This is a genomic window from Aeromonas eucrenophila (genome assembly GCF_000819865.1).
In the GTDB taxonomy this organism is placed as follows: domain Bacteria; phylum Pseudomonadota; class Gammaproteobacteria; order Enterobacterales; family Aeromonadaceae; genus Aeromonas; species Aeromonas eucrenophila.
On record NZ_CDDF01000011.1, the window covers coordinates 407,203 to 419,894 of the forward strand.

The window sequence follows — 12,692 nt, forward strand, 5'->3', positions numbered from 1 at the left end:
TCCATTAGAATCCCAGACTAGACAGCAGATCGTCCACATCATCCTGACCGTTAACCACATCGGACCTTGTCTGCGGGTTCATGATGGGGCCCTCGGCTTCGATGCCGCTCGCCGGCAGGCTGCGCACCGCATTGTCGGCCACCGCCTCACCAAACATGGTCAGCATCTCAATCAGCTTCGTTTCAACTTCCTGCACCAGCTTGATGACCTTGCGGATCATCTGACCGGTCAAATCCTGGAAATCCTGAGCCATCAGAATTTCCGTCAGCAGTTGTCGTAACTTATCGGCATCTGCCTCTGAAGCCTTAATAAAATCATTCAGTTGATGGCAGAGCGCCTTGAACTGGCCCAGCTCGAGATCCCGGCTCATCAAGGCATTCCAATTGGGCATGACCAGCTGAATGTTGTCATTGAGCCGATCGGCGATGGGCAGGCTGGCTTCTACCGCATCCATGGTGCGGTTGGCCGCCTTGTCCGTCATGTCGATGACGTAGCTCAGACGTTCCCGGGCATCGGGGATCTCATGGGTGGCCAGGTCGGGGATCCTGGGATCCAGACGAAAATCCTGCAAAGAATTGTGCAGTTGGCGAGTCAGTTGACCCACCTTGTCGAACAGCGCCGCCGCATTGGGGGCACACACCTCGGCGAGGATGGTATCGGCCTGTTCAAACTCCCCTTGCTCAAGGTGGGTCACCAGCATCCTTGCCTGATCGAGCGAGATCAGGGCACTCGTTTTGGCCGTCATCCCTGCCACTCCTTAACCGATGCGTTCAAAGATTTTGTCGAGCTTCTCTTTGAGGGTGGCGGCGGTGAATGGCTTGACGATATAGCCATTGACCCCTGCCTGGGCGGCTTCGATGATCTGCTCGCGCTTGGCTTCCGCAGTCACCATCAGCACCGGCAGGTGCTTGAGTTTGTCATCGAGGCGGATGGCCTTGAGCAGGTCGATGCCCTGCATGCCAGGCATGTTCCAGTCGGTGACCACAAACTGGTAGTCGCCGTTCTTCAACATAGGCAGCGCCGTGTTGCCATCGTCTGCTTCGTGGGTATTGTTGTATCCCAGGTCACGCAGCAAGTTCTTGATAATCCGGCGCATCGTTGAAAAGTCATCCACGATGAGGATTTTCATGTTCTTGTCCAAAATTCCCTCCTAAATAGCCGCCAAAACGGCTCATTTACATGATGCTGAATGCAGGTTGAATGGTGCGGATTATGCCTTAGAGTTGCGTTCCAGTGTAGCCAGTACAACCACTTATAAATTCCAATCTCTCAAACGCGCGCGCAATCTGTGCATGGCCTGGCTGTGGATCTGGCTCACCCGAGACTCGCTCACACTCAAGACTTCACCGATCTCGCGCAGGTTCAGCTCTTCATCGTAATAAAGCGAAAGCACCAGCGCCTCCCGCTCGGGCAGGCGGGCGATGTGTTCGGCCAGGGCGCCCTGAAAGCGCTCGGCCGCCAGATCGTCAAAGCCACCGTGACCGCTGGCGTCATCGGGATGCCCTATCACATCCTCGCTGACCCCCAGATCCTCGATGCCGATGATCTTGCCGCAAGAGACATCCTGCAGCATGGCGTGATACTCGCCGAGGGAGACCCCCATGCGGGAGGCCACCTCGTTGTCACGGGCATCCCGGCCATGGGCCTGCTCCACGTTCTCGATGGCCTCGGCGATGGCACGGCTGTTGCGGTGCACCGAACGCGGCACCCAGTCGCCACGGCGGATCTCGTCGAGCATGGCACCGCGGATGCGGATGCCGGCATAGGTTTCAAAGCTGGCGCCCTTGCTGCCGTCAAAATTGCGGGAGGCTTCGAGCAGCCCAATCATACCTGCCTGGATCAGGTCATCCAGCAAGACACTGCTCGGCAGACGAGCCAACAAATGCTGGGCGATCCGTTTAACCAGCGGAGCATGACGCTCGACCAGCACATAGGAATCCTGATGACGCAAGTATGCTTGGGCTTTATTCACGGGAGTCTTCCTGTGCTATGACCGGCTTTTGCAATAAATTCTCGAGGAAAAATTCGAGGTGGCCACCCGGTTGATTCGGGATGGGCCAGCTCGCCGCCTTGTTGGCCAGGGCGCGAAACGCCAGCGCGGCGGGCGACTTGGGGAAGGCCTCGACGATCAGCTTCTGCTTGCGCACGGCGGCCCGCAGGTTGGTGTCATAGGGGACGCAAGCCACCAGCTCCAGGGAGGTGTCGAGGAAGCGGTCGGTGACCCGGGTCAGCTTGGCGTAGAGCTCCTGCCCTTCGCGCAAGGAGCGCACCATGTTCGCCACCACCTTGAAGCGGAACACCCCGTGATCCTTGGACAGGATCTTGATCAGGGCATAGGCATCGGTGATGGAGGTGGGCTCGTCGCACACCACCACCATGATGTCCTGGGCCGCGCGGGTGAAGCTCAGCACCATGTCGGAGATCCCCGCCGCGGTGTCCACCAGCAGCACGTCGACCTGAGTCTTCATCTCGCTGAAGGCGCGGATGAGCTCGGCATGTTGCACCGGGGAGAGCTCGACCATGGACTGAGTGCCCGAGGTGGCCGGCACTATCATCATGCCGTAGGGCCCCTCGACGATGATGTCGTCTATGGTGCACTCACCGGCCAGCACGTGGGACAGGTTGCGGTGTACCCGCAGCCCGAGCATGACGTCGACGTTGGCCAGACCAAGGTCGGCATCCAGCACCAATACCCGCTTGCCCTGGGCGGCCATGGCTCCCGCCACGTTCAGGGTGACGTTGGTCTTGCCCACGCCCCCCTTGCCTCCGGACACGGCGATCACTTTCACTCGATTGTTTTGACGCATTTTGCGCAGACCACTCGCCTGATCCATATACATGTTACTCATAAAACTCCGAATCTTCGGCCTCGCCAAAACCCGACCCCCAGAAATAGGGATCCTCTGCTTCTCGCTCGAGCGAGCCCATGGCGGCACCGACCAGCAGCGCCGCATTGGCAACTTGAATATCTTCCGGCACCCGCTGTCCATCGGTGATGTAGCTGATGGGCAGCGCGTTCTGAATGCATACGTTGATCACTTCACCCAGATTCAGGCTCTCGTCCAACTTGGTCAGGATGCAGCCGCTGAGCGGAATGCGCCGGAAGTGATCCACCGCCTCCTGCATCACCCGTCGCTGGGAGGTGGCAGACATGACCAGATAACTGCGAATGCGCACCTTGGCATTCTTGACCAGGGTATCGAGCTGTTCGGTCAGGCGGATATCCCGCTGACCCACCCCGGCGGTATCGATGAGCACCAGCCGGCGGTTGCGGAACTGGTAGAGCGCACTGGCCAGCTCCTCGGCATCCCGCACCTGGCGCACCGGGCAGCCCATGATGCGGCCATAGGTCTGCAGCTGTTCATGGGCACCGATCCGGTAGTTGTCCGTGGTGATCAGCGCCACCTGCTCGGCGCCATACTTCATGGCAAAGCGGGCCGCCAGCTTGGCGATGGTGGTGGTCTTGCCGACCCCGGTCGGGCCGAGCAGCGCCACGGCGCCACCCTGGCGCAGGATATCGTCTTCGCTGATCTTGAGCTGGGCCGTCAGCACCTCGGCCAGCTGGGCCATGGCCTGATGAATGGGCATGTCTTCCGGGATGAGGCCCGCCAGCTGATCGGCGAAGGCATCGTCGAAGCCCATCTTCTTGAGTTCCTTGATGAGCAGCGCCCGCATCGGCTCCCGGCGCTCCACCTCCTGCCACATCAGGCCGGAGATCTGGTGCTCCAGCAACTTGCGGATGCTGGCCATCTCCTTGCGCATCCCTTCCATCTCCTGCTCCCGTTGGGGAGCCTGGGTGGGACGCGGGCCGGGGGCAGAACGCGGCTTCGGTTTGGCAGGCTCGGGGGCGGCGCCCCACTGGCCCTGTTCGGCCAGGGTTCTGGGCGCCCCATTGGCGGACGTCAGGCCCGCGGACTGGTTGCCACCGCCCGCCACATTTCCGGACCAAGAACCCGGCGAGGAATTGCCATTGCCTGCCGCATTCCCGGACCAAGCGCCCGGCGAGGGATTTCCATTGCCCGCCGGATTGGCCGGGTTGAGCTTCTGCTGGCGGGCCAGCAGGGCCGCCAGGGTATCGGCATAATATTCGTTCTGCTCCTTGGCAGGAGCCGGGCGCGTCATCTGCTTGCCTGCAGACGAGATATTGACGCTCTCATCGTTCAACTGACGGCGAACCGGCGCATCCTTGGGTCCGGGCACCTGGGATTGGTAGTCGACGGCCGCGACTATCTCCACCCCACCGGTGACCTTCTTGTTGGACATGATGACGGCATCCGGCCCGAGCGTCTCCTTGACCTCGGCCAGCGCCGTTCGCATGTCTTTGGCAAAAAACCGCTTAATCTTCACCCGTCATCTCCGCTAACTAGTTCTGTCCTACCGCACTGACGATGCGGATTTGCTTGTCATCAGGCACTTCCTGATAAGACAGAACACGCAATCCAGGAATGGCATTCTTGACAAACTTCGCCAGGGTATTGCGCAGTATCCCCGATGTCAGAAGCACGGCCGGCTGGCCTTCCAGTTCTTGTCGTTGAGTGGCTTCCACCAGGGAACGCTGCATCCGCTCCGCTAGTCCCGGCTCTATGCCGGCGCCATCTCCTCCACCTGCTTGCAGGGATTGATGCAATATACGTTCCAATTCTGGTGACAGCGTGATCACCGGCAGCTCGGGTTCCGGGCCGGCGATCTCCTGCACGATCAATCGGCGCAGGGCGATACGGCAGGCGGCCGTCAGCACTTCCGGATCCGGACTGCGCGGCGCATATTCCACGAGGGTCTGCAGGATAGTGCGCATATCGCGAATTGGCACGCCTTCATTGAGGAGATTTTGCAATACCTTGACCAGGTTCCCCATGCTGATCACCTCGGGAACCAGCCCTTCCACCAGCTTGCTCTGATGTTTTCCGATCATGTCCAGCAGCTGCTGAACTTCGTCATGCCCCAGCAACAGGGCGGCATGATTGGAGAGAATTTGGCTCATGTGGGTGGCCACCACGGTCGCCGCATCCACTACTGTATAACCCAGCGTCTGGGCCTGGGAGACCTGCTCCTTGGCGACCCAGACAGCCTCCAGCCCGAAGGCGGGATCCTGGGTCGCAATGCCCTGGATCTGGCCGAACACCTGGCCCGGGTTGATGGCCATCTCCTTGTCGTGATAGACGGTCGCCTCACCGGTACTCACCCCCATCAGGGTTATGCGGTACTGGTTCGGGGCCAGATCCAGGTTGTCACGGATGTGCACCGCAGGCACCAGGAAGCCGAACTCCTGGGAGAGCTTCTTGCGCACCCCCTTGATCCGGTTGAGCAACTCGCCCCCCTGGCTCTTGTCCACCAGCGGGATCAGCTGATAGCCCACCTCCAGCCCGATGATGTCCACCGGCATCACATCGTCCCAACTCAGGTCTTTCTGCTCGACCGGGGCATCCCCATGGGCCGGCAAGAGTTCACCGCTCGCCGCCCTGGCCTTGTTCTGCTTCTCGCGGCGCAGCAACCACCAGGCGCCCACCGCGGCGCAGGCCCCGAGGCTCAGGAACGCCAGATGCGGCATGCCGGGCACGCTGCCCATCATCAGCAGTATGCCGGCGGAGATCACCAGTGCCTTGGGGTTTTCGAACAGTTGGCCGAGCACCGCCGTGCCCATGTCCTGATCGGTATTCTGACGAGTCACTATGATGGCGGCGGCGATGGAGAGCAGCAGGGAGGGGATCTGGGCTACCAGGCCGTCACCGATGGCGAGCAGGGTATAGACTTCGGCCGCCTCGCCGAAGGTGAGCTGATGCTGCACCATGCCAATGATGAAGCCACCGATGATGTTGATGAAGAGGATCATGATGCCCGCAACCGCATCCCCCTTCACGAATTTGGAGGCACCGTCCATGGAGCCGTAGAAGTCTGCTTCCTGAGTCACATCCTGACGGCGCTTCTTGGCCTCTTCCTGATTGATGAGGCCGGCGTTCAAGTCCGCATCGATGGCCATCTGCTTGCCGGGCATGGCATCCAGGGTGAAGCGGGCGCTCACCTCGGAGATCCGGCCCGCACCCTTGGTGACCACCACGAAGTTGATGATCACCAGGATCATGAAGACGATGATGCCGACCGCATAGTTGCCGCCGATCACCACGTTGCCGAACGCCTCGATCACGTGACCGGCCGCCGCGGTGCCGTTATGGCCTTCCAGCAGCACCACCCGGGTGGAGGCGACGTTGAGCGCGAGCCGCAGCAGGGTCGCTATCAGCAAGACGGTGGGAAAGGCGGCAAATTCCAGGGGACGGCGGGTATAGACGGCCACCAGCAGCACGACGATGGAGAGGGCGATGTTGAAGGAGAACAGGATGTCGAGCATCAGCGGCGGGATGGGCAGCACCACCATGCCCAAGGAGGCGAGCACCAGCAGCGGCGTCCCCACCCCCTTGGTCAGCAACCATCGGTACTCTTTGAAACGGCCCAGTCCAGCCTTGAATCCCATCATTATTCTCAAATTATCAACCGCCAGAGCCGGACTAAAGCAAACATCAAGCCAACAATTCAACACATTGATATAATTGAAGTTTATTTTTCAGCATGTCAGAAGTCCGTCGCCCTCGCCCCACACATAAACCGGGGCCATGGCGAGCGGGGCCAGGGTTTCCCCTTTATTGGCGGTATGGAGGCTCAGTGGGCAGGTCTTTCGCAAACGGTGTCAGGCGCTGGCTACGGCAGAACTTCTTGAGCGGAGGCGCAGCGGCCAAGGCTTACACCACCGAGGTAAGCAGCCCTCTGGCTGGCGATGTCATACAAACGCGGTTATGTGCGGAACTCGGGGGGAATGGGCAAGTCTTTGGCGATCGGGGTCGGCCGGCGGCCACGGCCACGGCCACGGCGAAACTTCTTGAGCTGGTACACATAGGCCAGCGCTTACACCACCACGGCAGACAGCCCTGCGGCAGATGGCGTTATGGCAGCGCCGCTATGTGCGGAACTCGGGGGGAATGGGCAGATCTTTGGCGATCGGGGTCGGGCGCCGGCCACGGCCACGGCGGAACTTCTTGAGCTGGTACACATAGGCCAGCACCTGGGCCACGGCGGCGAACAGCCCTTCCGGGATCTCCTGGCCGATCTCGGTGGCGTGATAGATGGCGCGGGTGAGCGGCGGGGACGGCATGATGGGGATCTCGTATTCGCGGGCGATCTCCCGGATCTTCATCGCCACCTCGTCCACCCCCTTGGCCAGCACCTTGGGGGCCGCGCCGGGTTTGCTCGCATCGTATTTCAGCGCCACCGAGTAGTGGCTCGGGTTGGTGATGATCACGTCCGCCTTGGGCACATCCCCCATCATGCGGCGCATCGCCATCTGCATCTGCAACTGGCGGATCTTGCCCTTGACCTCGGGCTTGCCCTCGCTGTCCCTGAATTCGTCCTTGATCTCCTGCTTGGTCATCTTGAGCTGGCGATTGTGGTTCCAGGTCTGGAAGGGCACGTCGATGGCGACGATGGGAATGAGGGCGCAGCAGAGGATGATCAGCATCCAGAGCAGCAGATCCAGGGCATCTATGATGCCGCCGGGAAACCCCTCGAGGGAGAGATTCAGCAGATGATTGAACTTGCTGGAGAGCATCCACCAGGCGAATGTGCTAATAAAAATCACTTTAGCGATGGATTTGATGAGCTCCACCAGGGATTGCACCCCGAACATCCTCTTAATACCATTCAAGGGGCTCAGCTTGCTCCACTTGGGCAGCATGGCCTCGGAGGAGAAGTTCATCCCGCCGAGCAGGGTGTTGCCGACGAAGGCGGCGATGGCCACCAGCAGGAACAGCAGGCCGAGCGGCTGCAACAGCGGGGCCAGCAAGGCGGGCACCATGGCGCCCATGGCGTTGGGATCGAAGGCCTGATCCCGATCCAGGGTAAAGCCGACGGTGAGCACCTTGACCATGGCGCCGGCCAGGCTCTCCTTGATCATCAGGAGACCAAACACGGTCGCCAGCAAGACGCTGGCGGTACCCAGCTCCTTGGAACGTGCAATCTGCCCTTTTTCCCGGGCCTGTTGCAGTCGTTTGCCCGTGGGTTGTTCGGTACGTTCCTGATCGGTATCAGCCATGCTGACCTCCGACTGGCGAGAGGCAGACGATCATCCGGCCTAAGGCCAAGCATTGCGTGAACTGCGCCAGCGCCCGGTCAACCATTCTGGCCCCCGTAGCACTGGACGTTGATAAGCTCGCAACTGGTCTCCTGCACCCGCTCCCAGATGGATTCGAAGTGGCCCATGAAGCCGCCTATGGTGAGCCAGAGGATAAACAGGCCGGACATCATGCTGACCGCGAAGCCGATGCTGAAGATGTTGAGCTGGGGGGCGGCCCGGGTCATGACCCCGAACGCGAAGTTGATGAGCAGCAGCGCGACTATGGCCGACAGCGCCATCACCAATGAGGCCTGGTACATGACCCCGAGGAAGCTTATCAGGCTGCGAATGGCGGGCAGGGTCAGCCCCTGATCCGAGACCGGCAGGGTCTCGAAGCTCAGCACCACCATCTTGATCATCAGCAAGTGACCGTCCACCGCCAGGAACACCAGGGTCGCCAGCATCAGGTAGAACTGGCCCACCACGGGGGCGGACTGGCCATTCATGGGATCCACCAGGGTGGCGAAACCCAGGCTGGTCTGCATGGCGATGACCTGACCGGCCATCACGAAGCTCTCCAGCAGGAACTGGGTCATGAGGCCCAGGGCCACACCGATGAGCAGTTGCTGCCCCAGCACCAGAAAACTGCCGACGGAGAACAGCTCTATCTTGGGCATGGGGGGCAACAGGGGGGCGATGATGAAGGTGATGGCGAGCGCCAACCCCATGCGGATATGGGCCGGGGCCAGCCGGCTGCCAAACACCGCCATCACCATCAGCAGGCTGCTCACCCGGGCCAGCGGCCAGAGGATGGACGCCAGCCACTCCATGATCACCGCTGTGGTGTAGCTCATGCCCTCGCCTCGCGGCCATGGGATGCCGGCATGGAGACTGCCAACCCCTGACTCATCCCACCCCCTCGGGAGGGATTTGAAGACGCCACCATCAACAGGGCGCCGGTGAACATGCCTGCCTTGGCAGACATCAACCGACGACCTCGGGGATCTGGCTCACCATCAGCTGGAAGAAGTCCATCAGGCTCTGCAGGCCCCAGTGAGCACCTGCGCCCAGCGCCAGCAGGGTGACGATGAGACGGGGCAGGAAGCTCAGGGTCTGTTCGTTGATGGAGGTGGCGGCCTGGAAGATGGCGACGACGAGGCCCACCATCAGGCTCGGCAGGATCACGGCGCACACCATGATGGTCACCAGCCAGAGCGCCTCGCGAAACACGTCGACAAAGGTTTCCGGACTCATCTTATCGGCTCCTTTCCATTGACCGGCTTAGCCTGCCTCCAGCCCGACGCTGTTGGCCAAAGAGCCCAGGACGAGGCTCCAGCCGTCCACCATGACAACCAGCATCGGCTTGAACGGCAGTGAGGGCGGCACCGGAGGAAAACATCATCCGGCGCCCAGCCCGAAGCTGTTGGCCAAGGAGCCCAGGATCAGGTTCCAGCCGTCCACCATGACGAACAGCATCAGCTTGAACGGCAGCGAGACCAGCATGGGTGACAGCATCATCATCCCCATGGCCATCAGTATGCTGGCGACCACCAGATCGATGACCAGGAACGGCAGGAACAGCATGAAGCCTATCTGGAACGCGGTCTTGAGCTCGCTGGTGACGAAGGCCGGGATCAGCACCCGCAGCGGCACGTCCGCCGGCTTGTCCACCTGCACGTTCGCTATCTCCATGAAGGTGTTGAGATCCTTGACCCGGGTCTGGGCCAGCATGAACTGGTGGATGGGCAGCTCGGCCTTCTCCAGCGCCTCCTTGGCCCCTATGGTCTCCGCCAGATAGGGCTGCAGCGCCTCGTCGTTGATGCGATCCAGCACGGGGGACATGATGAAGAAGGACATGAACAGAGCGATGCCGATCAGCACCTGGTTAGAGGGGCTCTGCTGCAGGCCTATGGCCTGGCGCAAGATGCCGAGCACCACGATGATCCGGGTGAAGGAGGTCATCATGATCACCATGGCCGGCAGGAAGGAGAGCGCGGTCATCAGCGCCAGCACCTGCAGGGTCAGGCTGTATTCCTGGCTGCCATCCGCCATGGTCTTGACGGTCAGCGCCGACATGCCGTCCTGGGCCATTGCCAGTGGCGACAACAGCAGCACGGACAGCAGGCCCAGCCACCGGATCCAGTTAGCTTTTTTCATGCTTGCCCATCAATTTGCCGAGCTGCTGGGAGAACGCCTGGGGCTGGCTCTCGTCCAGCGGCTGCTCCAGGCGGTAGAGGAAGTTGACCTGCTGGGGGGTTACCCCGATGAGCAACTGCTGTTCGCCCACCTTGACCACCATCAGCTTCTCCTTGTAACCCACCGGCAGGGTGGCGATGACCTTCATCTGGCCGCCGCCCATCACCTGGGTGAGCTTGCTCTTCTTGAGCAGGAAGCCCAGCACCAGGATGAGGCCGATCACCATCAGGCTGGAGAGCAGCCAGGAGGTGATGCTGGGGGGATTGACGCCCCCCTCGGCCAGCGCGGGGGCGGCGAACAATGTCAGAGCGAGGACACGGATCATTTGAGTTTCTTGATCCGCTCTATCTGGCTGATGACGTCGGTGAGGCGTATGCCGAACTTGTCGTTCACCACCACCACCTCGCCGTGGGCGATCAGGGTGCCGTTCACCAGCACATCCAGCGGCTCACCGGCGACCCGATCCAGCTCCACCACCGAGCCCTGGTTGAGCTGCAGCAGGTTGCGGATGCTGATCTGGCTGCGGCCCACTTCCATGGCGATGGTCACCGGAATGTCCAGAATGGTGTCCAGCTTGCGCCGCTCTTCGGCACTGATGGGGGCATCGTCCTTGAGTTCTTCCAGCGGGGCGGGCTTGGCCTCGGCCGTCACCTGTTCTTCCAGCGCAGCCGCCCAGGCATCTGCCATCAAATCCTGCTCGTCATCGGTTCCGCTCATCTTGCTTCCTTATGCTGCTTCGTGACCCGCGTCTGATACGACGGGTCTGTTAAGAGTGTTTGTCTTCGATGCTGCGCTCGAGCTCTTCCAGCTCGGCCTCGCCATCGATGCGCACGCCCCCACGGGTCACCAGATGCATCTCTGTCTTGACCCCGTCAGGGCGTTTGAGTTTGTCGACTATCTTGAGCGCCACGTTTTCCTTGGTGCGCCCCATCTTGGCGTGGAAGGTCGGCAAGTCCTCCACGTAGACCAGCAGGTTCTCCGGCATCTCCACCGGGATGATGTCGCCGGGTTTGAGCTCCATCAGATCCCGCAGGGTCAGCTCTGTCTCCAGCAGCTTGGCCTTGAGCTCCACCTTGACGTCCATGATCTCGTCGCGCAGCGCCTTGCTCCAGCGCACGTCGGTGTCGCCCTTGTCGCTCTGCACACCGGCATCGAGCAACTCTCGGATGGGCTCCAGCATGGAGTAGGGCATGGCCACGTGGAAGTCGCCGCCACCGCCATCGAGCTCGATGTGGAAGGAACTCACCACTATCACCTCGGTGGGGCTGACGATGTTCGCCATGGCCGGGTTGACCTCGGAGTCGAGATACTCAAAGCCCACGTCCATCACCGGCGCCCAGGCGTCCTTGTAGTCCTCGAACACCAGCTTGAGCAGCATCTGGATGATGCGCCGCTCGGTGGGGGTGAACTCGCGGCCCTCGATCTTGGCGTGGTAGCGCCCGTCGCCGCCGAAGAAGTTCTCCACCAGGATGAACACCAGGCGGGCCTCCATGGTGATCAGCGCCGTGCCCTTGAGGGGACGGAAGCGCACCATGTTCAGGCTGGTCGGCACGAACAGGGTGTGTACGTACTCACCGAATTTCAGCATCTGCACGCCGTTGATAGAGACCTCGGCGGTGCGTCGCATCATGTTGAACAGGCTGATGCGCATGTGGCGGGCGAACCGCTCGTTCACCAGCTCCAGGGTCGGCATGCGGCCACGGACGATACGGTCCTGGGAAGAGAAATCGAACTGGGCGATGCCGGGATCCCCGGCCGCCCCTAGTTCTTCCTCTTCGACATCATCGACACCGTGCAAGAGGGCATCAATTTCGTCCTGACTTAACAGATCGCTCACGCTTCACCTTTCATTGCATGACAAAGCCGGTAAACAGCACTTGTTCTATTACGGGGGAAGAGACCAGGTCATTGAGCACCCGGCGACACTCTTCCAGTGAATCCTGGCGCAGCTTCTCCTTGCCCTCGAAAGTCATCAGCTGCTCGGCGGTGGCCGCGCTGAAGACCCGCAGCAGGGTGCCTTCGATCAGGGGGGTATTCTGCTTGGCCAGCGCCTCATCGGCGGCGCCGCGCACCATCAGCTGGATCTTGATCTGCACCAGCCGATCCCGCTGCCCACCCGCCACATTGAACACGAAGGGGCGCAACATGGCGACATAGAGCGATGGCTCTGGCGTGCTGGCTTGTGGCTTGGCCTCCTCGGCCGCGGGTTTGTCCTCGCCCGCCAGCATGAACCAGGCACCGGCTCCGCCGCCCCCCAGCACGATGACGGCGAGGGCGACTATCATGATCAGCTTCTTTTTCTTGGCTGCCGCCGGGTCCTTCAGCGTCAGTTCGTTATCGTCTGCCATCCCTTGTCCACCCTGGTCCTAAACTGGTTCGATATCATAAACTTACTCAG

The 12,692-nt window shown here is 61.1% G+C and carries 14 protein-coding genes and 1 pseudogene; all 15 read right to left on the bottom strand.

Annotated elements, in window-relative coordinates; all coding sequences use genetic code 11:
• Positions 1-4 precede the first annotated feature (4 nt).
• Entirely contained in the window at positions 5-745 is a 741-nt protein-coding gene (locus BN1124_RS12270) for a protein phosphatase CheZ (protein WP_042642238.1), read from the bottom strand.
• Between the two features lie 12 nt (positions 746-757).
• Positions 758-1,129, bottom strand: coding sequence for a chemotaxis response regulator CheY (gene cheY, locus BN1124_RS12275; RefSeq protein ID WP_425266319.1), 372 nt, complete (start codon positions 1,127-1,129; stop codon positions 758-760).
• Positions 1,130-1,252: 123 nt separating this feature from the next.
• Positions 1,253-1,972 (bottom strand): RNA polymerase sigma factor FliA, encoded by a 720-nt coding sequence (locus tag BN1124_RS12280; RefSeq protein ID WP_042642241.1) that lies wholly within the window; start codon positions 1,970-1,972, stop codon positions 1,253-1,255.
• Complete coding sequence (locus tag BN1124_RS12285) at positions 1,965-2,840, bottom strand: MinD/ParA family protein (RefSeq protein ID WP_042642243.1); 876 nt, start codon at positions 2,838-2,840, stop codon at positions 1,965-1,967. Before BN1124_RS12285 ends, BN1124_RS12280 begins: the two co-directional genes overlap by 8 nt.
• Before the next feature lies 1 nt (position 2,841).
• Complete coding sequence (gene flhF, locus BN1124_RS12290) at positions 2,842-4,347, bottom strand: flagellar biosynthesis GTPase FlhF (protein WP_042642245.1); 1,506 nt, start codon at positions 4,345-4,347, stop codon at positions 2,842-2,844.
• 16 nt (positions 4,348-4,363) lie between these two features.
• Positions 4,364-6,466: a flagellar biosynthesis protein FlhA gene (gene flhA, locus BN1124_RS12295; RefSeq protein WP_042642247.1), complete on the bottom strand. Its 2,103-nt coding sequence runs from the start codon at positions 6,464-6,466 to the stop codon at positions 4,364-4,366.
• Between the two features lie 317 nt (positions 6,467-6,783).
• Positions 6,784-6,891, bottom strand: a pseudogene (locus tag BN1124_RS21320) (flagellar type III secretion system protein FlhB); the annotation flags it as partial.
• 55 nt (positions 6,892-6,946) lie between these two features.
• Complete coding sequence (gene flhB / locus BN1124_RS12300) at positions 6,947-8,077, bottom strand: flagellar biosynthesis protein FlhB (RefSeq protein ID WP_042642249.1); 1,131 nt, start codon at positions 8,075-8,077, stop codon at positions 6,947-6,949.
• A 77-nt stretch (positions 8,078-8,154) separates the two neighbouring features.
• Positions 8,155-8,952, bottom strand: coding sequence for a flagellar biosynthetic protein FliR (gene fliR / locus BN1124_RS12305; protein WP_042642251.1), 798 nt, complete (start codon positions 8,950-8,952; stop codon positions 8,155-8,157).
• 130 nt (positions 8,953-9,082) lie between these two features.
• Entirely contained in the window at positions 9,083-9,352 is a 270-nt protein-coding gene (fliQ, locus tag BN1124_RS12310; protein WP_033130820.1) for a flagellar biosynthesis protein FliQ, read from the bottom strand.
• A gap of 144 nt (positions 9,353-9,496) precedes the next feature.
• Positions 9,497-10,255 carry a flagellar type III secretion system pore protein FliP gene (fliP, locus tag BN1124_RS12315; RefSeq protein WP_042642253.1) on the bottom strand — a complete coding sequence of 253 codons (759 nt, stop codon included), beginning with the start codon at positions 10,253-10,255 and terminating at the stop codon, positions 9,497-9,499.
• Complete coding sequence (gene fliO / locus BN1124_RS12320) at positions 10,242-10,619, bottom strand: flagellar biosynthetic protein FliO (RefSeq protein WP_042642255.1); 378 nt, start codon at positions 10,617-10,619, stop codon at positions 10,242-10,244. The genes fliP and fliO overlap by 14 nt, the downstream gene beginning before the upstream one ends.
• The gene (fliN, locus tag BN1124_RS12325) at positions 10,616-11,011 is read right to left on the bottom strand and encodes a flagellar motor switch protein FliN (RefSeq protein ID WP_025326247.1); all 396 of its coding nucleotides are present in this window, start codon (positions 11,009-11,011) and stop codon (positions 10,616-10,618) included. Before fliN ends, fliO begins: the two co-directional genes overlap by 4 nt.
• A 49-nt stretch (positions 11,012-11,060) precedes the next feature.
• Positions 11,061-12,131, bottom strand: a complete 1,071-nt coding sequence (gene fliM / locus BN1124_RS12330; RefSeq protein WP_033130817.1) for a flagellar motor switch protein FliM — start codon at positions 12,129-12,131, stop codon at positions 11,061-11,063.
• A 10-nt stretch (positions 12,132-12,141) separates the two neighbouring features.
• Positions 12,142-12,642, bottom strand: a complete 501-nt coding sequence (gene fliL / locus BN1124_RS12335; RefSeq protein ID WP_042642257.1) for a flagellar basal body-associated protein FliL — start codon at positions 12,640-12,642, stop codon at positions 12,142-12,144.
• Positions 12,643-12,692: the final 50 nt, after the last annotated feature.